28 protein-coding genes and 2 pseudogenes are annotated in these 23021 nt (G+C 49.5%); 20 read left to right on the top strand and 10 right to left on the bottom strand.

Features of this window, described 5'->3' with window-relative positions; genetic code table 11:
* Positions 1-59: 59 nt before the first annotated feature.
* A complete protein-coding gene (locus tag MCON_RS14040; RefSeq protein WP_013718283.1) occupies positions 60-1184 on the top strand; it encodes an IS256-like element ISMco4 family transposase in 1125 nt (374 codons plus the stop codon).
* A gap of 55 nt (positions 1185-1239) precedes the next feature.
* Here MCON_RS14040 and MCON_RS16775 read toward each other — a convergent pair.
* Positions 1240-1473, bottom strand: a pseudogene (locus MCON_RS16775) (hypothetical protein); the annotation flags it as partial.
* A gap of 30 nt (positions 1474-1503) precedes the next feature.
* On the opposite strand from MCON_RS16775, the gene MCON_RS14035 reads away from it, so the two are divergent.
* Complete coding sequence (locus MCON_RS14035; protein ID WP_052297593.1) at positions 1504-1983, top strand: helix-turn-helix domain-containing protein; 480 nt, start codon at positions 1504-1506, stop codon at positions 1981-1983.
* Between the two features lie 110 nt (positions 1984-2093).
* On the top strand, positions 2094-2714 hold the full coding sequence (locus tag MCON_RS14030) for a transposase (RefSeq protein ID WP_202795792.1): 621 nt from the start codon (positions 2094-2096) through the stop codon (positions 2712-2714).
* Positions 2715-2722: 8 nt separating this feature from the next.
* Here MCON_RS14030 and MCON_RS14025 read toward each other — a convergent pair whose 3' ends face one another.
* Positions 2723-3160 carry a GyrI-like domain-containing protein gene (locus MCON_RS14025; RefSeq protein ID WP_048132613.1) on the bottom strand — a complete coding sequence of 146 codons (438 nt, stop codon included), beginning with the start codon at positions 3158-3160 and terminating at the stop codon, positions 2723-2725.
* A gap of 141 nt (positions 3161-3301) precedes the next feature.
* On the opposite strand from MCON_RS14025, the gene MCON_RS14020 reads away from it, so the two are divergent.
* The 8 genes and pseudogenes from MCON_RS14020 to MCON_RS16990 all read left to right on the top strand — a co-directional run bounded on the left by MCON_RS14020 (position 3302) and on the right by MCON_RS16990 (position 7898).
* A complete protein-coding gene (locus MCON_RS14020) occupies positions 3302-3907 on the top strand; it encodes a hypothetical protein (RefSeq protein ID WP_048132612.1) in 606 nt (201 codons plus the stop codon).
* Positions 3908-4008: 101 nt separating this feature from the next.
* Positions 4009-4806 carry a 2-amino-3,7-dideoxy-D-threo-hept-6-ulosonate synthase gene (locus MCON_RS14015; protein ID WP_048133388.1) on the top strand — a complete coding sequence of 266 codons (798 nt, stop codon included), beginning with the start codon at positions 4009-4011 and terminating at the stop codon, positions 4804-4806.
* A gap of 94 nt (positions 4807-4900) precedes the next feature.
* Positions 4901-5008: pseudogene (locus tag MCON_RS16770) on the top strand (transposase); the annotation flags it as partial.
* A gap of 123 nt (positions 5009-5131) precedes the next feature.
* Complete coding sequence (tnpA, locus tag MCON_RS14010; protein ID WP_048132611.1) at positions 5132-5443, top strand: IS200/IS605 family transposase; 312 nt, start codon at positions 5132-5134, stop codon at positions 5441-5443.
* Complete coding sequence (locus MCON_RS15400; RefSeq protein WP_052297591.1) at positions 5440-5859, top strand: RNA-guided endonuclease InsQ/TnpB family protein; 420 nt, start codon at positions 5440-5442, stop codon at positions 5857-5859. Before tnpA ends, MCON_RS15400 begins: the two co-directional genes overlap by 4 nt.
* 76 nt (positions 5860-5935) lie before the next feature.
* Complete coding sequence (locus tag MCON_RS15395) at positions 5936-6193, top strand: transposase (RefSeq protein WP_052297590.1); 258 nt, start codon at positions 5936-5938, stop codon at positions 6191-6193.
* A gap of 17 nt (positions 6194-6210) precedes the next feature.
* Positions 6211-7425 (top strand): ISAzo13-like element ISMco6 family transposase, encoded by a 1215-nt coding sequence (locus tag MCON_RS14000; protein ID WP_013718493.1) that lies wholly within the window; start codon positions 6211-6213, stop codon positions 7423-7425.
* 11 nt (positions 7426-7436) lie between these two features.
* Positions 7437-7898 (top strand): RNA-guided endonuclease InsQ/TnpB family protein, encoded by a 462-nt coding sequence (locus MCON_RS16990; RefSeq protein ID WP_083804738.1) that lies wholly within the window; start codon positions 7437-7439, stop codon positions 7896-7898.
* Between the two features lie 86 nt (positions 7899-7984).
* On the opposite strand, the gene MCON_RS13990 is transcribed toward MCON_RS16990, so the two are convergent.
* The 4 genes from MCON_RS13990 to MCON_RS13975 form a co-directional block, all read right to left on the bottom strand.
* Positions 7985-9745, bottom strand: a complete 1761-nt coding sequence (locus MCON_RS13990; protein WP_013720589.1) for a hypothetical protein — start codon at positions 9743-9745, stop codon at positions 7985-7987.
* Between the two features lie 135 nt (positions 9746-9880).
* The gene (locus MCON_RS13985; protein WP_048132587.1) at positions 9881-10642 is read right to left on the bottom strand and encodes a DUF6834 family protein; all 762 of its coding nucleotides are present in this window, start codon (positions 10640-10642) and stop codon (positions 9881-9883) included.
* A 56-nt stretch (positions 10643-10698) separates the two neighbouring features.
* A complete protein-coding gene (gene mptA / locus MCON_RS13980; RefSeq protein WP_013720587.1) occupies positions 10699-11649 on the bottom strand; it encodes a GTP cyclohydrolase MptA in 951 nt (316 codons plus the stop codon).
* Positions 11650-11880: a hypothetical protein gene (locus MCON_RS13975; RefSeq protein ID WP_048132571.1), complete on the bottom strand. Its 231-nt coding sequence runs from the start codon at positions 11878-11880 to the stop codon at positions 11650-11652.
* 179 nt (positions 11881-12059) lie between these two features.
* Here MCON_RS13975 and MCON_RS13970 point away from each other — a divergent pair, with 179 nt between their 5' ends.
* A complete protein-coding gene (locus tag MCON_RS13970; protein ID WP_013720586.1) occupies positions 12060-12704 on the top strand; it encodes an RNA 2'-phosphotransferase in 645 nt (214 codons plus the stop codon).
* 4 nt (positions 12705-12708) lie between these two features.
* On the opposite strand, the gene MCON_RS13965 is transcribed toward MCON_RS13970, so the two are convergent.
* The gene (locus MCON_RS13965) at positions 12709-13320 is read right to left on the bottom strand and encodes an undecaprenyl diphosphate synthase family protein (protein WP_013720585.1); all 612 of its coding nucleotides are present in this window, start codon (positions 13318-13320) and stop codon (positions 12709-12711) included.
* Positions 13321-13380: 60 nt separating this feature from the next.
* Between MCON_RS13965 and MCON_RS13960 the strand changes: the two genes are divergently transcribed.
* The 3 genes from MCON_RS13960 to MCON_RS13950 all read left to right on the top strand — a co-directional run bounded on the left by MCON_RS13960 (position 13381) and on the right by MCON_RS13950 (position 16439).
* Entirely contained in the window at positions 13381-14595 is a 1215-nt protein-coding gene (locus MCON_RS13960; RefSeq protein WP_048132557.1) for a TIGR00297 family protein, read from the top strand.
* Between the two features lie 64 nt (positions 14596-14659).
* Positions 14660-15514: a shikimate dehydrogenase gene (aroE, locus tag MCON_RS13955; protein WP_013720583.1), complete on the top strand. Its 855-nt coding sequence runs from the start codon at positions 14660-14662 to the stop codon at positions 15512-15514.
* A gap of 34 nt (positions 15515-15548) precedes the next feature.
* The gene (locus tag MCON_RS13950; RefSeq protein WP_013720582.1) at positions 15549-16439 is read left to right on the top strand and encodes a prephenate dehydrogenase/arogenate dehydrogenase family protein; all 891 of its coding nucleotides are present in this window, start codon (positions 15549-15551) and stop codon (positions 16437-16439) included.
* An 8-nt stretch (positions 16440-16447) separates the two neighbouring features.
* Here the strand turns inward: MCON_RS13950 and MCON_RS13945 are convergent, their stop codons facing one another.
* Complete coding sequence (locus MCON_RS13945; RefSeq protein WP_013720581.1) at positions 16448-17176, bottom strand: ferredoxin--NADP reductase; 729 nt, start codon at positions 17174-17176, stop codon at positions 16448-16450.
* 108 nt (positions 17177-17284) lie between these two features.
* Between MCON_RS13945 and MCON_RS16355 the strand changes: the two genes are divergently transcribed.
* Positions 17285-17431: a hypothetical protein gene (locus MCON_RS16355; protein WP_157863840.1), complete on the top strand. Its 147-nt coding sequence runs from the start codon at positions 17285-17287 to the stop codon at positions 17429-17431.
* Between the two features lie 762 nt (positions 17432-18193).
* Here MCON_RS16355 and MCON_RS13940 read toward each other — a convergent pair.
* Positions 18194-19441 (bottom strand): Glu/Leu/Phe/Val family dehydrogenase, encoded by a 1248-nt coding sequence (locus MCON_RS13940; RefSeq protein ID WP_013720580.1) that lies wholly within the window; start codon positions 19439-19441, stop codon positions 18194-18196.
* 423 nt (positions 19442-19864) lie between these two features.
* On the opposite strand from MCON_RS13940, the gene hisH reads away from it, so the two are divergent.
* From hisH to MCON_RS13925, 3 genes are all read left to right on the top strand, one after another.
* The gene (gene hisH / locus MCON_RS13935; RefSeq protein ID WP_013720579.1) at positions 19865-20470 is read left to right on the top strand and encodes an imidazole glycerol phosphate synthase subunit HisH; all 606 of its coding nucleotides are present in this window, start codon (positions 19865-19867) and stop codon (positions 20468-20470) included.
* A complete protein-coding gene (hisF, locus tag MCON_RS13930; protein ID WP_013720578.1) occupies positions 20464-21276 on the top strand; it encodes an imidazole glycerol phosphate synthase subunit HisF in 813 nt (270 codons plus the stop codon). Before hisH ends, hisF begins: the two co-directional genes overlap by 7 nt.
* A gap of 97 nt (positions 21277-21373) precedes the next feature.
* Positions 21374-21634 (top strand): FeoA family protein, encoded by a 261-nt coding sequence (locus MCON_RS13925; protein ID WP_013720577.1) that lies wholly within the window; start codon positions 21374-21376, stop codon positions 21632-21634.
* 42 nt (positions 21635-21676) lie between these two features.
* Here the strand turns inward: MCON_RS13925 and MCON_RS13920 are convergent, their stop codons facing one another.
* Positions 21677-22054 (bottom strand): hypothetical protein, encoded by a 378-nt coding sequence (locus MCON_RS13920; protein ID WP_013720576.1) that lies wholly within the window; start codon positions 22052-22054, stop codon positions 21677-21679.
* A 376-nt stretch (positions 22055-22430) separates the two neighbouring features.
* Between MCON_RS13920 and MCON_RS13915 the strand changes: the two genes are divergently transcribed.
* Positions 22431-22979, top strand: coding sequence for a hypothetical protein (locus MCON_RS13915; RefSeq protein WP_013720575.1), 549 nt, complete (start codon positions 22431-22433; stop codon positions 22977-22979).
* The last annotated feature ends 42 nt before the right edge of the window (positions 22980-23021 follow it).

Here is a 23021-nt window from a genome sequence, read left to right as displayed (position 1 = left end):
GATATTATAATTGGCCCTGTATCCCCAAGTCGTCGAAACTTTGGGAGGGACACAGAGCCATGAATATATCCGACATAGCAGATGATTATCTTATCGATCGAAAAGAGGGCATGAAGAAGCTGACCGCGGGTTTTCTGAATGAGGTAATGCAGCTTGAGGCTGAAAATCAAATCCAGGCCCGTCCCTATGAACGGACTGGCAAGAGACGAGCACACCGCAACGGAACGAGATCGCGAAAACTAAAGACCATCTACGGCGAGATAGAGCTTGATAAACCTCAAATCCGAGAATTCCCATTCGAAACCGCAGTATTCGAGAGATTTTCTCGTGTGGAAGACTCATTAAGAGTTGCTGTAGCAGAATCTTATTTTGAGGGAGTATCAACCAGAAAAGTCGAGAAAGTATTCTCGAAGTTTGGATTAAAGAACATATCTGCATCTGAAGTCTCAAGAATTGCTAAAAAGCTGGATAAATTGGTCAAAGATTTCTTGAACAGGCCCATCGAAGGATCAATCCCCTACATATTCGTGGATGCAAGCTACTTCAAGGTCCGAACAGATGGCAGATACGTAAATAAGGCATTGCTCGTTGTCGTTGCCATTCATGATGATGGATATCGCGAGATCCTCAGTGCCACGGTGGATGATAGCGAAGATGAATCCTGTTGGGAAAACTGTTTTGAAAGCTTGAAGGCTCGAGGACTTAAAGGAGTCAAATTGGTGATATCTGATGCGCATAAAGGGATACAAGCAGCCGTCCAGAAGTCATTTCTTGGAGCATCTTGGCAAATGTGTAATGTTCACTTTATGCGTGCTGTGCTCAAGAACATACCTAAGAAAGAGAAAAAGGAGGTCGCCTACATGCTGAAGGATGCTATTGAAGATGAGTTCAAGATGCAGGAGCTGGCTGTCATTCTTGATGATAAAGGATTCAAAAAGTCGGCGGATACGATTGATAGCTTCCGATTTGACCTTTGGAACTATAAATCGTTTCCCAGATCGCACTGGAAAAGGATCCGAACAACTAACGTCCTGGAGAGAATCAACAAGGAGCTGAAACGAAGAAGTCGTGTGGCTGGAGCCTATTCAAATGATCAGTCGCTTCTGAGGGTGGCGGTTTGCATCATGATGGACATTAACGAGGATTGGATAACAGGTAAAAGGTATTTATCATTGGAAGAGTAGAGTGGAATCAGGATACAGGGCCACTGTGAAATTACAGCAGATATGGCACGCTACCTTCGCTTTTAACCTGGATGTTGATATAGTATTCAGATCCTTTCTTACAAAGCGTTGTGCTTGTCGGTTTAGAATCCTTGAGTCTGGTTCGCTGATAGTCGCCTAGAACCAACTTGATTCGTTGTCTCGATCTAAGAAGAGTCACGCTGACTTCTTCGTCTTTCTCTCTGAAAGCAAAGATCCTAGTACAGCCGGGCTGAGATGAACCTAACGATAAGGTTTTATATATAATCATTGACAGATACTCTATAACAGGGGAGTATCAATGCCGGGTCCGAAACCAACAGCAATCAACTTGAACGACGTCGAGCGCCAAGAGCTGGAATTGCTTGTTCGTCGGTATACTACAGGGCAGCAAAAAGTTATCCGAGCACGGATTGTTTTGCTGGCTGCGATGGGTAAGAACAATCGTGAAATCGCTAATGAATTAGAGGTTTCCTTGGACACTGCTCGATTATGGCGACGACGATGGCTGGACTTGCAGCCGATTTCTTTGGATGATCTGAGTATTGAAGAACGCTTGGATGACCTGCCAAGACCAGGAGTACCACCTCGTTTAACTGCAAACCAGATTTGTCAGATCCAACAGCTGGCTTGTGAGAAACCTGAAGAATCGGGACGTCCAATTAGCCAATGGACAAGCCGTGAGATTGCAGCAGAAGTAATGAAGCGGGGCATTGTAGATACGATTTCAGCTCGTCATTCTGCCAGGATTCTAAAAAAAATGACCTCCAACCGCACTTGATTCGTTACTGGCTAACACCTGCTCCGGACGATCAATTCGACGAAAAGGTAGACGACATCAATTCACTGTATCAACAAGCCATTAATTTGGCTCAAAAAGGTGAAGTCGTAATGAGCATCGATGAAATGACTGGGGTACAAGCTCTCGAACGCAAACACCCTGGATTGCCAATGGCACCAGGAAAAGTGGAACGCAGGGAGTTTGAATACATCAGGCATGGAACTCAATCATTCATCGTGAGCTTTGCGGTAGCCAACGGAAAGGTTGACACCATTTCTTGCGGCGATACGCGCAATGAAGATGACTTCGTATCCCATATCAAGGAAGTGGTAGAAAGATCCTTATCCACATCCCGCTGGCACTTTGTCGCCGACAATCTAAATATCCATAAATCAGAGTCTCTTGTGAGGTATGTGGCAGATGTATCCGACTTGGACATCGACTTAGGAATCAAAGGCAGAGATGGTATTCTGAAGTCAATCGAAACTCGCGAATCATTCTTGGCCGATCCATCTCACTCAATTGTCTTTCACTACACGCCGATACACGCTTCTTGGATGAACCAGGTCGAAATATGGTTTAGTATTTTGGTCAGGAAGCTGCTCAGGCGGGCCAGCTTTGCTTCTATCAATGATCTGAACGCCAAGGTTCTGGCGTTTGTCGAGTACTTCAACAAGACAATGGCAAAGCCATTCAAATGGACATATCGAGGGAAGGCACTTACTATCTAAAATTGGGCTCATTTAAGCCCGGCTGTACTAGGATCATTGACATAGCCCTCTCTTATTGGTCCGATGATCTTGTGGTTGTTCTTTTGCAGCCAGTCAAAGAGCTCCATATAAGTCGATTCGCATTCCTGGTAAGGTCCTTTGTGAACTGTCTTGGCCATCTTTCCTCCAGCAAGCTCATAGCATCTGATCATATCATTCTCCGGGATGTTCTTTAAAATCGGAACGCAGACCTCTATGTCGGCATTGCCTGCCTCATCTGCTCTCTTTGCCTCCTCAACGCTCTTTTCGTGATATAAAAAAAGGGGATGCCCGACAATTATGGCTTTGCAGCTCATGGCATATTCAAATAGAGAGGCAAGCATTTCTGCGATCTCCCTATAATGCCCCTTCCGTCTCATACCTGCAACCAGTTGAGGCTTCTCGTCTATCACGGTAATTTCCGCCATGCTATCACGTATCATTATCTGATTTTATTTCGGATATATCTTTCGAGCTGTCCTCTTTGGAGCATTCTCTTTCAGAGTCTGTACCATGTCTATAAATATTTGACAATCAGAATCTAATTAAAATTCACACTAGGCACATAAATGAAGATAGTTAATTTGCTTGTCATGCTATTCCTGATCGCCGCAACACCAGCAATAGCTATTGCGTCGGGGGAGACGATCGCATTGGGTCCAGCCACCATCTCATTGGACCTGGAAAATATTGGTTCATATACGATAGAGAAGGAGAGTGTCATCTCAATGGATCATGAGGAAAAAGATATCCGATTTCAATATGAGATCACACCTGCAAACATAATTATCGATGATAAATTAGGCCAAATTATACTGGAAGTCCATCAAATGAGTACCGCGGAGCCGATGGATGAACCTATCTCAGAAAGGGATCAATCAACAGGCATTGAGCATTGCATTCAGAAATCGGATATGATTCACGGCAGCCGAGAAATGACCATGAAGGAATATGAAGTTGATGGCCATGATGGCGTTTTAGCGACCATAGAGATCGATTCAGATGATCCCCTTAGTGCACTTGGATTGATCGAATCAAATGATCCCCTTTACGTACTCGGATGGTGTCTTGATCAGAAAGATGGTGAAGGTAGTGTTGTATGTGTAATTGGATCTGATCTTCCTTGGGAAACAACGAAAGAGATTTTCGATTCAATATCTTCAGATTTGGCATAATTCGGCTTCGACTCAAAAGTCCCTTTTTTTTAGTCCAATCGCAATCCTTATATATGTTATATGTTAGCATGCTACATGTTAGCATGATTAGGTGATTGGATTTGAGTGAGATTGGCAAGAGAGTCAGAATTGAGAGGATAATGGATAGAGACAGCGGGAACACAGTCATAATTCCACTGGACCATGGCATATCAGTCGGCCCCATCCAGGGCCTGGCCGACCTCCCGGAGATGGTAAACAAGGTGGCCAAGGGCGGAGCCAATGCCGTGCTGCAGCAGAAGGGAATGGTCAGGCATGGTCATCGCGGCTATGGCCAGGATGTGGGACTGATCGTGCACATGAGCGCATCCACCTCTTTAGGTCCAGACCCCAACAACAAAGTCCAGGTTTGCCTGGTGGAAGAGTGCCTAAAGATGGGCGCTGATGCTGTATCCATTCATATCAATATCGGCTCTGAGACCGAGTCCGATCAGCTGAGCATCATGGGGTGCGTCAGCGAGCGCTGCGACTTCTGGGGCATGCCGCTGGTGGCCATGATGTACCCCCGGGGCAAGAACATCGCCAATCCCAATGATGTGGAAGTGGTAGCCCACGCTGCCCGGGCGGGAGCGGAGCTGGGAGCGGACATAATCAAGACCAACTACACTGGCGATCCTGACAGCTTCCGTAAGGTGGTCAAGGGCTGCCCAGTGCCAGTGGTCATAGCAGGCGGTCCTAAGACCGAGACGGACATGGAGTTCTTGAAGATGATCGAAGGAGCGCTACAGGCTGGTGCGCGCGGGGTGGCCATAGGCAGGAACGTCTTCCAGCATAAAGATCCGGTGAAGATGACCCGTGCCATAGCGGCCATAGTAAACAAAGGCAAGAACGCTGATGAGGCCATAAAGATCCTGAAATGATAGAAACGAGCAGGGCGCAAACTCCGGTCTTCGGGCCGGAGTAAGCCCGTAAGTACTCTATTTATAGTATGCGCACGTATAAACGGTCATGGAAGTGCGGTCTACTAGGCATAGTAAGTATAATATAAATTACCATTTGGTATGGATACCCAAATACCAGCGTCCTGTACTTACTGGCGATGTAGCAGACCATCTCAAAGACATATTCGGCTCCTCGCTATTTTGCATGGGTGAAATTGAATCGGAAACTCTCTGTATCTTTTCGCCTCTGTGGTGAACCGCGATGCTCTGACCCAACCACAGAGGCGCAGAGGAACAAAAGGCCATATTCTCTGCCTTAACTCACCCACATAATTCAGCGAAGAGCCACATATTCCATACCATAGCAGAGAAGAAGGGGGTAGAGATATTGAGTCTGGAGATAATGCCGGACCACATCCATCTTTTCATCTCATCTCCTCCTCAAAATGCCCCGTCTTTGCTAATCAATTGGTTCAAAGGAATCAGCGCCAGGATGTACAATTATTGGTATAACGAAACCGCTATCAAGTGGACCAATTCGTATTATGTCGGCACTGCTGGGACCGTGACAGCAGAGACCATCAAGAAGTATATCGAGGAGCAGAAATCCAGATGAAGACCGCCTACAAGTTCAGGATGTACCCTAATAGGCTACAAGAGGCCCAATTAGACCTTACTCTCGAAACTTGCAGGCACCTGTATAATACGGCATTAGCAGACAGAAAGAACGCCTATGAGACTGAAGGCATTAGCAGATCATACGAAGATCAGGCTGCTATGCTCACTGTCGAGCGAAAGAACGGCAATTTCCTCGGGATATATGCCCACTGTCTTCAGGATGTCCTTCGCAGGCTGGATAAGTCCTTCAAAGCATTCTTCCGGCGAGTCAAGGCCGGAGAAAACCCAGGATATCCCAGATTCAAGGGCAGGGGTTGGTATAAGTCCTTCACATATCCAGACTCCGAGACAGGATACAAGATGGAAGGCTCAAAGCTAACTCTTTGCAAAGATCGGAACCATCAGGATATTTAAGCATCGGGAAGTCGAAGGAAAGATCAAGACTTGCACCATCAAGAAGGATCTCCTGGGCCATTGGTACGCCGTCTTAGTGGCGGAAATCGAGGATGCCCCTGCCGTTGAGCCAACAACCACAATAGGGGTAGACGTTGGCCTGAAGAGCCTAATAACCACGTCTGCCGGTAAGTCGATCCAATACCCTCGATACTACATCCAGTTAGAAGAGAAGCTGGCTGCTGCCCAACGATCTCTTTCCAGAAAGAAAAGGGGCTCGGCCAACAGGCGGAAAGCTAAAGCAAAAGTAGCTAAGTTGTTGACGCAAAATAAAATAGACAACTTTATATTGTAGAACATCGTTTATATATTATGGAAAGCGAAGTAGACTATGAACCATTCCTAAAAGCCTTGTCAGGTGCAGATCCGATCCAGGCAAGGCGTTTTGCGGCTGCGAAGGCTCTTGAACTTGGATGGGGCGGTGTCTCAAAAGTCTCTGCCATAACTGGATTTTCGCGTACTACTATCAATAAGGGCATTCAAGAGCTTGAGAGCAACGAAGATCTGAAGCCACCCGAAAGGCTTCGCAAGCCGGGTGGTGGTCGAAAACGAGTTGCAGATAGAGAGCCAAACCTATTGAACGACCTAGAAAAAATAATGGAAGAGAGTACAGCAGGCGACCCAATGAGTCTTCTCAAATGGACATATAAATCAACCTATGCCATCGCCGAAGAACTGCAATCGAGAGGTCATAAAGTAAGTCATGATACAGTGAGACGGCTATTGAAGGAAAGCGGCTACTCGCTTCAAGCCAATCGAAAAAACCTAGAAGGTAAGTCCGGTCCAGAGAGAGATACTCAATTCCGCTATGTCAGTAGTCAAGCCGCCAAATTCATTGATGCAGGTGATCCTGTAATTTCTGTAGATGCAAAGAAAAAGGAACTCGTCGGCAACTACAAGAATTCAGGCAGGACTTGGAGGCAAAAAGGACAACCAGAACTGGTTAATGTGTATGATTTCCCATCCAAAGCGATTGGAGCCGCTATCCCTTATGGGGTTTATGATCCTAAAAGAAACGAAGGGGTCGTTAATATCGGAAAGAGCCACAATACCGCAGAATTTGCCGTTGAGAGCATCAGACAATGGTGGAATTTAGTTGGAAAATATCGCTATGCAGGATGCAAAAATTTGCTCATTTGCGCGGATGGTGGTGGGAGCAACGGAAGCCGAAACAGGGGATGGAAGTTCTTTTTGCAGCAATTGGCTGATGAAATTGGAATAACCATTACGGTTAGTCATTTTCCACCTGGGACGAGCAAGTGGAATAAGATCGAGCATTGCATGTTCTCATTTATAAGCATGAATTGGCGAGGAAAGCCTTTATCCAGCTATGAAACCATTATCAAGCTAATCGGATCAACTAAGACAAAGAAGGGGCTAAGGATAGAGGCTCGATTAGATGACCGAGATTATGAAACGGGAATAAAGATATTGGACGAGGATATGGCGCGATTGAAAATTAGTGTACATGAATTATATCCCATGTGGAACTATTCAATAGAACCACGTCTAACTACATCAAAATAGCGAGAAATTGAATATATTATTTAGCGTCAAGCCCTAAGATCAGTAAGAGAATTCAGAATCTTCGAGATGAATTCCTACACCAAGTATCCCGGAAACTGGTAGATTCTGCTGACATAATCGTATTTGAAAACTTGAACATCAATGGAATGCTCAAGAACCATCATCTAGCAAAGCATATCCAAGACCATGCATGGGGCAAACTAATTCAGTTCACTCAAGGCAAAGCTGCGAAGGCTGGCAAAGTAGTAGAACTGGTAGACGCGAGATGTACTTCTCAGAAGTGCTCCCAATGTGGCATAATGGTCCCTAAAACGCTGGCAGACCGAGTTCATCTTTGCCCTAAATGTGGGCTAGAGATGGATAGGGATCTCAATGCCAGCATCAATATCCGCACCCTCGGACTGAGGGGAAGAGCCTACAGAGATGCGGCAAATAACCAGCCGGTCAGTGAAGTAGGAAGCCCTGGTATTTAGGCCAGGGAGGAAGTCACCTTATTCAAATGCCATTTCGAGCCGGCCTGGCAAAGGGTTGCCGGCCAGCCCGATAGAGCAATGAAAGACTAATTTGCCGGCCAGACATAGACGTAGATGTAATTGGACCAATCATTGCAGTAGTAGCTCAGTATATGCCAGCCTGGCTCGCTTCCCTTAAACCAGGTCTGGTACCAGCCAGACGTCTTGTAGCCAAAGTTTTTGACCTCGGGATTGCACCCCTTGCCACCAGTATGGCAGATCTTCCATTCATACGACCAGTACTCTCCATGACGGCTTATCTTGGACCAGAGGGGGAGCCAGTCACCGCAATATACGCCCGCGACGGTATCTATATCGTCATTGCAATCCAGGACATAATACTCATTGCATCTGCATTTAGATGGCTTTGGAAATACTGCTTTGCTGCTATGGGAGGCATAATTGCTCGGCCCCACGGGGACTTTTGAGATCATATCATCCTGGCAACGGCCGCTATCGTCCACATAAGGACAGTTTCCGTAGACTCCTTCGGTTATCAGAGTAGATGTGGTGAAGGAGGTTGTGGTCTGGGCAGATGTGCTGCCACCAGCGGTGGGCGTGGCAAGAGTCTTTCCATCCAATCCTTGGGGATAGCTTCCCGGTACTGGATACATCGCGGCCGCTGCGGGAATGGTGCTCTTTGGAGCCGATCCATCATAGTAGCTCATGCTTCCCGTCTGACCGGTGGCCGGCCGATACAAGCTGTAATTGGGAAGGGCAATATTCTCGGAATAGATGTCAGGCGGTGTTGGCGCTCCAGCAGGCAATGAGGGCTGCATGGATGGCTGGACGGATGACTGCCCGGCAGATGGCAGGGCAGATGGCATCGTGGCCGAAATGGCAGACGGTATCGTAGATTGCATTGCAGATGGTATCGTGGGCTGAATGGCAGATCCTTCGCCTGCCAGATAGCCGGATGATGATGAAGACGGGATTGAGCTGTACATTGAAGGATAGACATAGATATAGATATAGTTGGACCAGGCACCGCAGTAGTAGCTTATTACATGCCAGCCGGGAACATCGCCGGTAAACCAGCCCTTCTTACAGCCCGGAACTGACCAGCCCCACAATCTGACCAGTGGGGTGGACGTCTTCGGATACCATTCGTATACGAAGAAATAACCCTTCGACTTGATCTCTGCCCACAGGGGTAGATATCCTCTGTAGCTGCAACCAGCCACTGTTGCCAGACCGGAAGCGGTCTGAACATAGAACCGGTTTGAAGATGTGACCAGGCCCGGATAGTACCACCCGGTCGAGCCCACCTTGGAGCTGGTAGCCTTGCTGATCCCTGAGCCGGCCTCGAAGCCCAGCATAGCTGAACCATCCTGACCATATGCTTCACCTGCAGTCATCGTGGGAATTGGATGTGATACGAAGTTCAGGCTTTCATCAGGCGAAAAGCTCTCCGCCTTGGGGATAGATAATCCGAGCGATTCGGCTGTCATCTGATCCTCGACCGGCCCGCTTATCCATGGCGCTTGATATAACGATCCTTGCGATGAAGTAACAGGAACGGATGAAGACTCCGATAGCTCTGCAAATCCTTCAGCATAGCCTTTCTGGTATGGCGCCTGGGTTGATGAACTCCCTTGATAAGGAATATAAGCTCCAACCGGGCCAGTTTCTTCTATGCTTGCCGATCGCCCAACGCTATTCTCTGAGGCGGTGCCTGACAGGCCTTGGTCCGACTGCATGTAAAGATCAGATTCATCCACATCGCCTACAAGAGCAAAGGAGATGCCCGTAGTGATCAAGAACACCGCCATTGTTGCCAATAGAAAATGCCTTACTATTCCCTTCATTGTACCCCACTCCCGATCAACTTTTGATCTGTTGTTTGCAGATTTAGCGCCTTTATTCTATTTAATACTTGCTTTAGAAGCGAGTACCAGAATCGATCAGTTTATAATAATATTCAGTCATTCAATTTAATCGAATTAGAATTGCTTTCTCCGGCTCCAGTTGTTTCTCACCATCTCCGCCAGGCGCGGATTTTCGAATTGATTGTAGATGTCCAGGTCCATGGTATAACCCACAAAGGGATCTATGCTGCCCTTCTCCATGTTGGTCACCCATATCTGAATCTCCCTTTCCTCTGCCTTTAGGCCATTCTCCTGGTAGAACTGCATAAAAGGCTCCAGGTTCTCTCCGCTGGGCACCAGGGCCACCACATCCTCGCCCTGCTCTCCCCGGCACTTATCTATATCTAGCGACCTCACGCTCGTTGCCACAAAGGCCCTGGCCTTCCTCTCTGGCGCGCTGAATACCAGTTCCCCAGTTTCCTCTGAGGTAAGTCTATATCCTGCATCGCTCATGAACTCCACTAAGAGATCCTTCAGGCTCTGATACATGATCCTCCTCAGCTCGGGCATTGAATTGAGGAATTTGCGGTTGGCTTCAGCGAAGTCCTGCTTGCTGTATTTTTTTGTATGCATGAAGTGGAATATCCGCCCATCCATTTGGGTGAAAGTATCCAGCCTTGGCAGATCGAAGAACGCTGGCTCCTTGCTCATAATGCTAACAAATATGCCGGGAGCTATCTTCTTGCCTATGGTCTTTTGCAGCTCTTCTCGCTCCTCCTCGCTCAAATCCGCTGCCCTGACGATATCATAGGTACGAAGCAATAGCTCACATCGAGCGATGATCTCCCTCTCTCGCAGCACTTTGCGGAGGGGGCCGGCGATCTTGTCAATTTCCATATTGATCAACTGCAACCAATCGATTTTAAACTGGTCTTAGACCAACTCAAAGGCATTTAAACCTTCAGGCAGGCCAGCTCTGCTCGCAGCTCGCCCATGGTGGCAGTCCTCTCAGCGAAAGCATTATGCTGATGGATGCTCTCCTCATTGATCTGTTTCAACGTCACTGCAGCATCATCCGGCAGATCGCTGAAAGCCTCCACCGTCTTCTGAGCCATAGTCCTGACGCAGTCCTCCACGAACTTGGGATTGCTATGCGCCCGGCTCACCACTAAGGCCTCGTCAGGCCTTTTGAGCAGGCCATAAACCTTGGAGCTCATGGACTCCTCGATGATCTTGATGATCCTGTCTATAGAGACGCAACGCCGGTCGCGCACCTCTACCGAGATGCTGCCTCTGCCTCGCTGGTTATGGGTGGCCACAGGCAATCGGCTCAAAACATCTAAAGCGACCTCTTCGGATAGGCCGGCTTTGATCAGCTCACCCCGAGCCTGATCTTTCATGATCTCCTGAGCACAGGGACATGCGGTCATCCCCATGACCTCTGCACCTACCGTCTTTCTCAGACATCCGGTGGGACCTGCTCTTGCCACCGCCTCGGCAAATATGTCCACTACCTCCTGGCAGGTGACCTTTGTGAAGGGCGTCTGTCTGCGAACGATGTACTCGCTCTTCATCTTCACCTCTGCCCTGGACGCATACTCATGCCGGGCAAGAAGCCTCTTGGCGATCTCGCCACATAGCTCCTCGATCTCATAAACCGGCAGGTTTATGGCATCCTCGAGAACCTCATCAATGGCTTCGAAGTTCCGGGAGAGGTTGGCACCCTTGCGGTCGGATGGAAGGTCGACGAACACCTCGAAATTGGAAATCAGGACCACTGGCCTCTCGTCGCTCCCCCTCTCGACTTTAATCAGCTTCTTGACGCCGGTAACACCCACTCTGGTCAGATTGAAAGGAAAATCTGGCTCGCAGGCCTGAATATCGGGAAGAGAGTCCAAATGCATTCACTCCTGATTTGATTCCCAGTTGCAGACCTCAGACTCGTCCTCTTCCAGCTGATCGATCTTCAATAGGAGCCTGTCCACTTCTTGCATCATCTCTTCCAAGCTGGTTTTAATCCGCTCATCGCAATCATCAGACAAAATAAAAGACCTTTCCAGCTCGGCCATCAGCTCCTCTTCATCCATATCGAGCATCCGGCATATTCTCTTCTCGACATCTTTCGAACCGGGCATAATAGTTTATTCAAAACAGACATATTTGAGTCTTTGCTTCCTGAAATGCGGACCTTGATTTTCTCGATTGAATTGAATAGCCATGCCTGACTATAGGAACTGAATATCGGTTTTTTAATGGAGAGCAGTCAGCTATATCTATGCGAAAGGCTATTCATGATGACGGAGGAGGTCTACTGATGATCAAGCGTTGCCCTCAGCACGGATTTTTCAGAGAAGAGCATTGTGAGTGCGGACTTGCCGGTCAGCTTATTCTGGATGAGGCCAGGACGGAACAGCTGGGCAGACTGGTAGCGGGGGGCCTTCGGCATTTTCCCCTTGATCTGGGCCTGGAGATGGACTCTCGGGGCTGGATCGACCTCTCGAAGCTGGGAGAGGTGGTTCAAAAAAGACATCGCTGGGCGAACAAAGAGATGGTTATCGCCCTTGCTCAATCCGATCCCAAGCAGAGATATGAGATCTCAAATCAGAGGATCAGGGCCAGATACGGTCACTCTATGGATATAGAACTGGACCATCCGGAATGCCATCTTCCCAGGCTATATTACGGAGCGAGCGAGGAGGAGGCAGACAGGATCCTGGAGATCGGCCTCAAGTCCGCGTCCCAGAGGTATGTCCATCTATCAACCACCCCAAATAAGGCCTGGGATGTGGCAGGCTACCGCACTGGGAATCCCAAGGTAATCCAGGTGGATGCCGCCCCGGCCAGAGAGGCAGGTGTGAAGATGATGACAGTAAATGATGATATCGTTATATCAGAGATGATACCTGCCCGGTTTCTCTGCATTCTCGCCTCAAAGGATATTCCCAAGACCGGAAAATAAATGATCAGCGGCCGAAGCGCCTCTCTCGCCCCTGATAGTCTCTGATGGCACGGAGAAAATCTATCTTGCGCAGCCTCAGCCAGTTGACATCGGTGAAATAAAGCTCTGAGTAGGCCGATTGCCAGATCATGAAGTCGCTCAGCTGCTTTCCTCCCGCCCTTATCACCAGATCGGGCTTCTGGCTGAAGCGAAGACGGGATTCTATTGCCTTTTCATCTATATCCTCCGGAATCAGCCTTCCCTCTTCCACCTCACTGAGAAGATCTCGGAAAGCCTCAGTCACCTCTCTTTTGCCCCCATATCCTAAAGAGACGGTAACCCTCATCCTCCCGCCGGAACCTGTAAGCAGATCTGCATCTGCTGTGTGCAGAGAGATTTGAGCGGGAGAGCTCCGCAGAGTGTCTGCGATCTTCTGGCAGAGTGTGGGCTCGTTATCATTTATGTAAAGGACGAGTGAGGCAAGACCCATCGATCTGCTCCATTCGATGATATCCCTCAGCTTATCCAGGCCCTCATCAAATAGATCCCCTGAGCTGAGGACTATGGCAATGCAGCCAGGGAGGTTGGCCTTGGATATGCGCATCTCTAGGAGCTTTTCATACAGGCGGTGAATCATCAATTCATCACTGGTTTTCCATAGGCAAAGTATTTTTGCGATGAAACTGGTTTGTACTGCATGAACCGCGAGAACGCCTCCAGGCTGGCCATAGGACTTATGGTATTGCTTCTGCCTTATGCCTGGCCGTTCACAGTAGTTGCTCTGGCGGCGGCTTTTTTTATGGAGAAGAGCACCCGTTTGCTTGCGGCAACCCTGGGTTTTCTCCTGATCATTAGGCCTGTTCTCGCCCAGATGAGCATCGATCTTCCTTTGTATGTTATCGCCATCTCTTTTATGGCCTCCACCTTTGCCTCATTGGGCTATCTGAGGTTTAGTTCCTTAACAGGAAGCATAGCTCATCTTCTCATTACTGTAGCTCTGGGCTATCCCCTCGCGATCTGGATCTCCGCGGGTACTATTCCCAAGGAGAGCGCTATGTTCCTTGCGGTCCTGGGTGGTCTTTCCGGCACATTTCTAAATCAGGCATCCAGGATGAGAGACTTTGCCGTTCCCTTCGGAACCGCCATGGTGATGTGGCTCTTCTCCTTCCGCTATCCATTCCCGGAGCTGCATACAATCATACTCATATGCCTTTTCGCCCTCATTTTAGGAGTGGGCGCTTACTGGGCTAAAGCGGCGGACATATCTGCCGTGATCAGCGAGACCATAGTCGGTTTTCTGGTTATAATCTTCGCTGGCTTGAGCTGGTTTTTGCTTCTTTTGATCTTTTATCTCATGGGTGGCGGTTTCACTCGTTACGGATATGCTAAAAAGGAGAAGCTAGGGATAGCCCAGTCACATGGAGGAGCGCGAGGCTACAAGAACGTCTTTAGCAACAGCCTGGTACCGCTGGCCATGGCAGTATTCTATGGCATCTACGGAAACGACCTATTCGTATACGCCTTCATCGGATCTGTGGCCACGGCCAATGGCGATACCCTGGCCAGCGAGATTGGAGAGACCAGCAGCTCCAAGCCCAGGATGATTACCACTCTTAAGGAGACTGAGCCGGGTGTGGATGGAGGGGTGACGCTGCTTGGCGAGGGGGCATCGCTGCTCGGCGCACTGATCATCAGCATTTTGGCCGCGATCAGCGGGATGACTGGACTCTTAGGAATCGTTATCGGGACAGCTGCTGGATTCCTGGGCACCAACTTCGACAGCTTGCTGGGAGCGACCCTGCAGAGCCGGGGCACCCTGAGCAATAACGGGGTGAACCTGGCAGCTACTGCCTTTGGAGCCATTGCGGGAGGAGTTGTCTGGTATGTGCTGCATATCTGGAATATCCTCTAGAGCATCAAAAGCACCCGGTCAATAAGTCAGGCCGAGAATCTGGATCATAGGAGCACATGAAAAAATGAAGATCTTCGGAATCTTTGGCGATCCAATCGAGCACAGCCTCTCTCCAGCCATGCAGAATGCCGCCTTTCGGGCCCTGGGCATGGATGGATGCTATCATGCCTTTCGCGTCAGCCGGTCCAGGCTTAAAGATGCAGTCATTGGAGCAGATGCTATGGGATTTGGCGGACTGAATTTGACCATTCCTCTCAAGGAGGAGGCTTTGAGCCTGGATTTTCTGGAGGCAGATGATCTGGCCAGAGCGATTGGAGCGGTAAACACCATATCCTTTTCTGGAGAGGCGGGGGAAGAGAAAGGAAAGAACAGAATACAGGGCTACAATACCGATGGTTGGGGGGCTTTATCGGCTCTGCAGGATGCTGGAGTCAAGGTCAAAGGCAGCCGGGTTTTATTGATTGGCGCAGGAGGTGCGGCAAGGGCGATAGCTTATGCTCTGGATCGGGAGGGAGCGGAGGTCTCCATAGCGAACCGGAACCTAAAGAGGGCTCATGAGCTGGCTGCCTCTGTGGGCGGCATAAGCTACTGCCTGTGTGATCTGGAACCCCTGGTACGCCAGGCGGATGTTATCATCAATGCCACCTCGGTGGGGATGAGAGAGGGGGATGGGAGGATAATAGATAGCCGTCTCTTAAAGAGCCATCATGTCGTCTTTGATATCGTGTATAACCGGGAGACGGAGCTTCTTTGGGATGCTCGGTCCATTGGTGCAGCGGCCATCGATGGAGTGATGATGCTGGTCTATCAGGGGGCAAGGGCCTTTGAGATCTGGACGGGCAGGAAGGCTCCAGCAGATGTGATGGAGAGGGCGGTCAGGGAGAGCCTGGAGGAGCGAAGGCAGAGGAAGAGCAGGTGATGAAGATAAGGAGATCTCGGATGAGGGAGGGAAGATGGTGCGCATACTGATATTGGGCGGAACTGGGGAGACGGGTTCCTGGTTTGCTCGCTATTTCAAATCAAAAGGATGGGAGGTGGCCATCTGGGGGCCGAGCGGGAAGGTGGAGGTAGCCGAACGTCTGGGAGTGCGCTATGCCCATGATATGATGGCTGAGGTGGAAGAGAGCGATGTGGTCTTGGTGAGCGTGCTCATCGAGAAGACGGTGGAAGTGATACGTCAGGTTGCCCCACGCATGCATTCAGGCAGCCTGATCATGGATGTGACCTCGGTCAAGTCCGGGCCGGTGAGGGCGATGAAGACTTACGCTCCCAAGGGGGTGGAAGCACTGGGCACTCATCCCATGTTCGGGCCCACCATGCCCTCACTCTTTGGCCAGACGATCATCTTCACCCCGGTGGAGGGGAAGACGGGAAAGTGGCTTGGAGTGATCAGGTCCCTCTTCGAATCGGATGGAGCCAAGATCGAGATTCTGGAGGCAGAAGAGCATGACGAGACCATGGCCGTAGTGCAGGCGCTCACCCACTTCGCCTATATCAGCATCGGGGCGGCACTGAAGGCTCTGGATTTTGATGTGCAGAGGTCGCACCGGTTCATGTCTCCGGTTTATGAGATAATGATCGACTTTGTGGGCAGAATCCTGGACCAGAATCCTGAGCTTTATGCCTCCATTCAGATGAATCCCAAAGCGGCGGCTGCCCGGCAGGCCTTTGTGTCGGAGTGCATGCGGCTGTGCGAAAAAACGGATGATGGAGATATGGAGGGCTTCAAGCAGATGATGAGAGAGGCTGCCCTTCATTATGGCGGGACCCATGAGGCCCTGCAGAGGTCGGACCGGGTGATTAATTCCCGGATAAGGGAGAAGGAGGAGGAAGGGAAAAGATAAAATAGATTCTATCCCACCAGCTCTTCTCCCGCGTTCGATCTATTGTACCCGCTGAAGTATTCATGCTTAATTTGACTCGGGTCAAGTCCAATCTCCGTTAAGAGGGCGGTCATAGATTCGACCATCGGCTGGGGGCCGCTGACATAGTAGATCCTCTCTGCCCATTGGGGCACAGTGCTCTTTATCATCTCTCCGTTCAACCGCCCCGATAGGCCTCTCCAGGCGGGGCTGGGATTGGTGATGGTCATATTGACCACAAGACGGGGATTGGCCCTCTGCATCGGCATCAGGTCATCATAAAAGGGGATCTCATCCTCATTTCGGTTGGAGTAGAGGAGGGATATGTCTGTGCTCGTTTTCTTATCGGTACAGAATTTGATCATGCTGCGCAAGGGTGTGATTCCTATCCCGCCGGATAGCATGCAGACCTTATCGTGCTCGCCCAGAAAAGAGAAGCTCCCATAAGGCCCGTCCAGTGAAAGTGTGTCTCCAACCTCCAAATCGTCTATAAGCTCTGAGAACCTCAGGCCGGTCAGCTTTTTTGTGACCTCCAGATGGTCTTCTGTAGGGCTGCTTGAGAAGGATAAAGGTTTCATGATCCGCTCTGGCCCATCGCCGAAGATCAGAAAAGTCCACTGGCCGGGAAGATAGCTGAAATGTTCCGGCTTTTCGAAACGAATGGACTTTACGCTCTTGGTCCTCTTTATGACCTTGACTGCCCGGGAGAGGAATTTCATTCACTTCACCTATGAATTGAATTGATCTATATCTATCTTCAAAACTAATAAATGCTTGGGCGAGGAATGGATCATCGATAGGCTGTCACGATCCGAGAGGGATTCAAAATGGCAGAGAAAGAGGAAAAGGAAGAAAATGAGCAGATGGTCAATGAAGAGGATGAGCAAGGCAATATCTTAGTTTATCCGGCATGGTCAAAGAAGAATGCTCCCAAGGATAAGCAGAACAAATGGGAAGTTCCCATTTATATGTAAGGGCGCATTGCTTTATTCTGTTTCTCGGATCCAGACGGGATTAAGGCCAATATTAATCCATGCAGGCTGTTTTTCAGTGGACTCCGCCGCAGCCAATGAGGCTCCCTCAACACCGGGGGGTCGGGGCAGAGTGCAGGCAAGCCGTAAGAGGTTCGTGACATATTATGATTGATTTGGCTCCTCGCTATTTAGTGTGGGTGGACTGAATCAGAAATTCTCGGTGCTTCTGTGGTGAACCGCGATGCACTGACCCAACCACAGAGGCACAGAGGAACAGAGGCTATAATCTCTGCCTGACCTCACTCACATCATTCAGCGAAGAGCCATTGATTTTCTCAGCAGGATTCGGATGAATTGCGAGCTTGAAGAAAGCGATTGCTGCAGCAGGAGAAGCATGTAGCAGGTGCATGGACCGTACTCGAATACCAGGATTTCCAGGAATCTGCACCATACATTTATATCGTTGAATGACGAGCAATTAGCGGGCAAAAGTCGACCACAACCATTACGGCCAATTTTCCTCCTACCTCGTTAGAGATCGACTTTGCCCAACCCTCCTATAAAGAGAGCAAAACTCATCCCAGGAAATCTATATCCATTTCAAAAAGATGAATCCCCAATCCAGCAAAGATCAAAAGACCAAATGATGACCAAATAAAGATTGTAGGCCTCTGCAATCATTCCGGGCTTCTTGCTCGGAGGATGCAAAGGACCTATTTTTATCTGCTTATCTGACTGTTCAGAGGTAAGCTCGTCTCTCCTTTAAACCCAGCCGCGGGTCTTCATGGCATCGACCACCCTGGCCACGGCCACAGTGTAGGCTGCCTGACGCATGTTGATATTGTACTGTCTGGAGGCGGCCAATACTCCCTGGTAGGCCATGGTCATCCTCTCGTCCAACCTTTGATAGACCTCTTCGAATGACCAGCAGTAGCGCATGATGTTCTGTACCATCTCAAAGTAGGAGACGGTGACTCCGCCGGCATTGGCCAGGAAGTCGGGGATGACATGCACCTTGTTATTGAAGAGGATCTCATCTGCCTCCGGTGTGGTGGGACCATTGGCCAGCTCCAAGATGATCTTGGCCTTGATATTTCCAGCATTCTCCTTGGTGATCACGTTCTCCAGAGCGGCGACAATGAGAATGTCCACATTGAGCTCCAGGAGCTCCTCATTGCTTATCCTCTTGGCATCGGGTATGCTGGCCACGGTACAGGTCTCCGCCTTGACGCTTGATGCCTCCGCCGGCTCTATTCCTGCCGGATTGAATGCTCCCCCCTTGGAGTCGCTCACCGCGACAACCTTGCTGCCGAAAAGCTCCTTGGCCAGGCTGTGTGCATAGCTGCCGGCATTACCGTACCCTTGAATGGCAATTGTGGCCCGGGAGAGATCAATTCCTAATTCCCTTGCCGCCTCCCTCAGAGCATACATGCCTCCCCGGGCAGTGGCATCGCTTCTGCCACAGGAGCCGCCCACGCACAGAGGCTTGCCGGTAATGCAACCAAAGTTGTTCGAGCCGGTCAATTTTGAGTACTCGTCCATCATCCAGGCCATCATCTGAGGAGTGGTGTAGACGTCCGGCGCAGGAACGTCCCTCTCCGGTCCAATGTTCTGCCAGACCATATCCACATAGCCCCGACAGAGCCTCTCCTGCTCCCCAGTGGAGAGCTCCTTGGGATTGCAGATCACTCCACCTTTGCCTCCGCCCAGGGGCAGGCCGAGAAGGGAGGTCTTCCAGGTCATCCAGGCAGCTAGAGCCCTCACGGTATCAATGGTCTCATCCGGATGGTATCTTATGCCGCCCTTGCAGGGGCCCAGAGCATCGTTATACTGAACCCTGTATCCCTGGAAGATCTTTATGCTGCCGTCATCCATGCGCACGGGAATCGATACGTGAAACTCTCGCCTGGGGTGGCGGAGGAACTCATGCACTCCAGGATCGAGGTTTAGGATCTTGGCACAATCATCAAGCTGTTTTTGAGCTATCTCAAAAGGATTCGATTTGGTCATTATATTGCATCTCCATTAAGTATTTTCCCGAATCTTAATTTTTATGACCTGGTGGAGGGAGGTGTCCATCGTTCCCTATTTAAGTATTATGGGTCAAGTTTTTAAGTGATGGAGAAGGGCGGAATTGAGTTGTCGGCCTATTTAAAGATTTGCTATAATTAAATTGCAGATAAGAAATAGAGAAATAACGGACGAATTGAGTTGATATGAAGCTATATGAATGCGAAATTGTGAAGAAATCATAAATAATCTTAAAAAATTTACTATGAAAGTTCATAATCCTTGCCCCCTGCAGGGTATGGTACCTCGCAGGAATATACGTTCCGCCGAGCCAACAGGCTTATGAAAAGATATGAAAGGATCGCAAATAGAGATATTAATGGCGCCAAATAAAATCGCGCCATAGCGAGAAGGAAGACGCAGATGAGTATAATCATAGTGGATTATGGAATGGGAAACCTATTTTCCATATACAACGCCCTGGAGTATGTGGGCGGCAATCCCAAGATTGCCCGCGATCCAGGGGAGTTGGCCGGGGCGAAGGGCATAGTTGTCCCGGGTGTGGGGGCCTTTGGCAGCTGCATGAATCAGCTCTCTCGATTCTCAGACTCGCTCTTATCATGCTTCCAAGAGGGAGTGCCGATGCTGGGCATATGCGTTGGCATGCAGGTGCTCTTCCAGGAGAGCGAGGAGAGTCCGGGCGCGCCGGGTCTGGGCTGGATAGAGGGAAAGGTTGTGCGCCTGCCGGATGGAGTGATGATTCCCCAGATGGGCTGGAACAGCCTATACATCAAGCACCGGGTGGAGATTTTTGATGGCATCAGTGAGGGGGACATGTTCTACTTCGTCCATTCCTACTACGGCCAGCCGAGGGACAAATCGGTTATAGCCGCCACCACAGATCATGGAGTGGAATTGGCAGCTGCGGTCCATAAGGATAACCTCTTTGCCACCCAGTTTCATCCCGAGAAATCAGGGCCAAAGGGCCTTAGAATCCTGAAGAACTTCGTGAGGTCTACCATATGCTAGCTAGAAGGATCATTCCCTGCCTGGACTGCGACCTGGGAGTCCCCGGAGGCAGAGTGGTCAAGGGAATTGAGTTCAAGCAGATCAGATATGCCGGAGTCCCCTGGGAGCTGGCCGATCAGTACTATCAGGATGGTGCGGATGAGATCGTCTTTTTGGATATAACTGCATCCAGTGACCGGCGGGAGACAATGACCAGTGTGATAAAGAAGACATCGCTCTCGGTTTTTGTGCCCCTGGCCGTGGGCGGGGGGATAAGCAGCCTGGCGCAATCAAGGGAGGTCTTCAACGCTGGTGCGGATAAGGTCACCGTTAACACCTCCGCCCTAAAGCGACCGGATCTCATCAGCGAGATCGCCGGTAGATATGGAAATCAGGCCGTGGTTTTAGCCATAGATGCCAAAAGGCGCTATTCCCAGGAGGATGGCCGGAATATGGTACAGACGGAAGAGGGGCCCTGCTGGTTTGAATGCTCCTATTATGGCGGCAGGGAGTTCACCGGAATTGACGCCATCGACTGGGCCAAAAAGGCCGTCTCCCTGGGAGCAGGAGAGATCCTTCTCACCAGCATGGACAGAGACGGCACCAAGCTTGGATTTGACATACCCCTCACCGCTGCTGTGGCGAGAATGGTCCGGGTGCCTGTGATCGCCTCGGGGGGATGCGCAAATCCCGAGCATATGCTGGAGGTCTTCCAAAAGACCGATGCCTCTGCAGCTTTAGCGGCCAGCATCTTCCACTTCCAGGAATGCAGCATCAGAGACGTCAAGACATATCTAAGGAAGAATGGGGTGAATGTGCGATTATGATGCAATTGATTGGGAAGAGAAGGATTGCGAAAGGATGATCGCTGCGCAAGATTTATCCGTGTTCTGGAGGTGATGGCGACGAGGTGGATGATCGGAGATGAGATACATTGAGCTCTCAAGGGCCCCCTGTAATCAGACCCTGGAGATTCATTCCGTGAACGGTGAGTATGGCTGGGAGAGGAGGTTTGAATCCATGGGAATAAGAAGAGGCAGCCGTGTGCGCAAAATAACCTGCCATCCCTTTGGCGGACCGGTGGTAATCGAGCTTAACGGATCGAAGATCTCGCTTGGACGGGGAATAGCAGCAAAAATAGAGGTTGAGGTGCTCTCATCTCCCCCAGTTAAGAGGCAGATCTGAAATCCTCATCCCCGATCGAGCAATAATTGAATCCTGGATAATTTATGTTGATATGAGCTGCTTGAGCCTCTGGATGCTCTCCATGGCCTGAGCGGACTCATGCAGCTTCTCTTCCTCGAAATGTTTTATGACCTCTTCAATGCCTGCTTTCAATGAGTAGACCTTCATCGGTCTTCCTTTGCCCTCGCGTTTAATCTCCTTCTCCTCTATCCAGTTGTTGTCGCGCAGGGTTCTCATGGCAATGCTCACCTCTGGCTGCCTGAGGTCTGAGCCCATCTCTATCTCCCTTGAGGAGGCCTCATCCACATTTGCCAGAAATGTGATAAGGGTTGCTACGTTTCGGGGCACTCCAAGGGAGCGGAGCGTCTCCACGAATTCCATGTCCTTGTCATCCAGGATCTTTACTGTCGACTCTCTCATAATCGTCACCATATTTTTCAGGTCACTAATACTTAATGATATAAATAATTTGTTTTGAAAGGCTTGGTCTTTTAATTTTACTTATTTAGACTAATACTTTAGATAATAAGTCAAAATGCAGCTGATATTCGCATTTAGATGGTTATTTAGGATAAAATAAGCCTGATTAGGAATTTATAATCACGATGATTTTTTGAGGGGATGATATCCCTCAAAAATTAAAGCCGTTTTTTTGCCATTCTTGCGAAAGCAACTACAAAATAGAGTTAAATAATTAATTTAGGGAGAATAATTTAGTATAAGTTTGAAAATTTTTTTATAATCGTAATTTATTCGTCCCGATATAGATATATCTCGTAAGGTCCTTTGGTTCTCTATGATAGCCATCGAGATTGACAAAAGGGATCTGGATGAGCTGACAAAGACTGAGGTTAAAAACCTACCGGGGGCACTTTTTGCCGGTGCCAGTCCTCTTCTTAAGCCCTTTATGAAAAAGCTGGAAGCTCTTTTGCCCCAGGAGAATAAGGGCCAGGGGGATAGCTATGTGCTCTGTGCCCTTCATTCTCATATAGATGAGGTGCATGCCGACGAGAGTCAGATCGTTGTCAAAAGCAGCGATGAAATCGTCGAGATCCGTCGCGAAGAACTGGCAGAGCTGATGGATGAGAGATATCCGACCACTGGCCACCAGCGGCTCAACCTACCCGGACTGCTGTTTTTGCAGAGCGGCCCGGCACTGCAGTCCGCCAGCGCCATGATCCTCCGCCGGGAGCATAAATTGCGCATCCCCGATGGCCGCCGGACCATGCGCTACATCTTCCATATGGGCGTGGTGAAGCTCGATGCGGATAAAGAGAAGATAAAAATCGGCTTTGACCTGGAGAGGCTGCCAAAGAAGGCAGATGGCACCTCCACCCTGGAATAAGCCAAAGCCATATTCAGAATCCAGATCCTTTGGAGCCTGGCA

The organism is Methanothrix soehngenii GP6 (assembly GCF_000204415.1).
Taxonomy (GTDB): Archaea; Halobacteriota; Methanosarcinia; order Methanotrichales; family Methanotrichaceae; genus Methanothrix; species Methanothrix soehngenii.
The sequence above is the reverse complement of the archived record's forward strand: the minus strand, read 5'-3'. Positions and strand labels throughout refer to the sequence as shown.

Coding starts and splice junctions, on each gene's coding strand:
- mptA (WP_013720587.1), bottom strand. CDS start 11,649: ATGCATTTGGACTCTCTTCCCGATATTCAGGCCTGCGAGCCAGATTTT.
- MCON_RS14030 (WP_202795792.1), top strand. CDS start 2,094: ATGAGCATCGATGAAATGACTGGGGTACAAGCTCTCGAACGCAAACAC.
- MCON_RS14040 (WP_013718283.1), top strand. CDS start 60: ATGAATATATCCGACATAGCAGATGATTATCTTATCGATCGAAAAGAG.
- MCON_RS13990 (WP_013720589.1), bottom strand. CDS start 9,745: ATGAAGGGAATAGTAAGGCATTTTCTATTGGCAACAATGGCGGTGTTC.
- MCON_RS14020 (WP_048132612.1), top strand. CDS start 3,302: ATGAAGATAGTTAATTTGCTTGTCATGCTATTCCTGATCGCCGCAACA.
- MCON_RS13950 (WP_013720582.1), top strand. CDS start 15,549: ATGGTGCGCATACTGATATTGGGCGGAACTGGGGAGACGGGTTCCTGG.
- MCON_RS14035 (WP_052297593.1), top strand. CDS start 1,504: ATGCCGGGTCCGAAACCAACAGCAATCAACTTGAACGACGTCGAGCGC.
- MCON_RS14000 (WP_013718493.1), top strand. CDS start 6,211: ATGGAAAGCGAAGTAGACTATGAACCATTCCTAAAAGCCTTGTCAGGT.
- MCON_RS13985 (WP_048132587.1), bottom strand. CDS start 10,642: ATGGAAATTGACAAGATCGCCGGCCCCCTCCGCAAAGTGCTGCGAGAG.
- MCON_RS13975 (WP_048132571.1), bottom strand. CDS start 11,880: ATGCCCGGTTCGAAAGATGTCGAGAAGAGAATATGCCGGATGCTCGAT.
- MCON_RS13920 (WP_013720576.1), bottom strand. CDS start 22,054: ATGAGAGAGTCGACAGTAAAGATCCTGGATGACAAGGACATGGAATTC.
- hisH (WP_013720579.1), top strand. CDS start 19,865: ATGAGTATAATCATAGTGGATTATGGAATGGGAAACCTATTTTCCATA.
- MCON_RS13945 (WP_013720581.1), bottom strand. CDS start 17,176: ATGAAATTCCTCTCCCGGGCAGTCAAGGTCATAAAGAGGACCAAGAGC.
- MCON_RS13965 (WP_013720585.1), bottom strand. CDS start 13,320: ATGATTCACCGCCTGTATGAAAAGCTCCTAGAGATGCGCATATCCAAG.
- MCON_RS13960 (WP_048132557.1), top strand. CDS start 13,381: ATGAACCGCGAGAACGCCTCCAGGCTGGCCATAGGACTTATGGTATTG.
- MCON_RS13915 (WP_013720575.1), top strand. CDS start 22,431: ATGATAGCCATCGAGATTGACAAAAGGGATCTGGATGAGCTGACAAAG.
- MCON_RS15400 (WP_052297591.1), top strand. CDS start 5,440: ATGAAGACCGCCTACAAGTTCAGGATGTACCCTAATAGGCTACAAGAG.
- MCON_RS13940 (WP_013720580.1), bottom strand. CDS start 19,441: ATGACCAAATCGAATCCTTTTGAGATAGCTCAAAAACAGCTTGATGAT.
- MCON_RS14025 (WP_048132613.1), bottom strand. CDS start 3,160: ATGGCGGAAATTACCGTGATAGACGAGAAGCCTCAACTGGTTGCAGGT.
- MCON_RS13970 (WP_013720586.1), top strand. CDS start 12,060: ATGATCAAGCGTTGCCCTCAGCACGGATTTTTCAGAGAAGAGCATTGT.
- MCON_RS16355 (WP_157863840.1), top strand. CDS start 17,285: ATGGCAGAGAAAGAGGAAAAGGAAGAAAATGAGCAGATGGTCAATGAA.
- MCON_RS13925 (WP_013720577.1), top strand. CDS start 21,374: ATGAGATACATTGAGCTCTCAAGGGCCCCCTGTAATCAGACCCTGGAG.
- aroE (WP_013720583.1), top strand. CDS start 14,660: ATGAAGATCTTCGGAATCTTTGGCGATCCAATCGAGCACAGCCTCTCT.
- hisF (WP_013720578.1), top strand. CDS start 20,464: ATGCTAGCTAGAAGGATCATTCCCTGCCTGGACTGCGACCTGGGAGTC.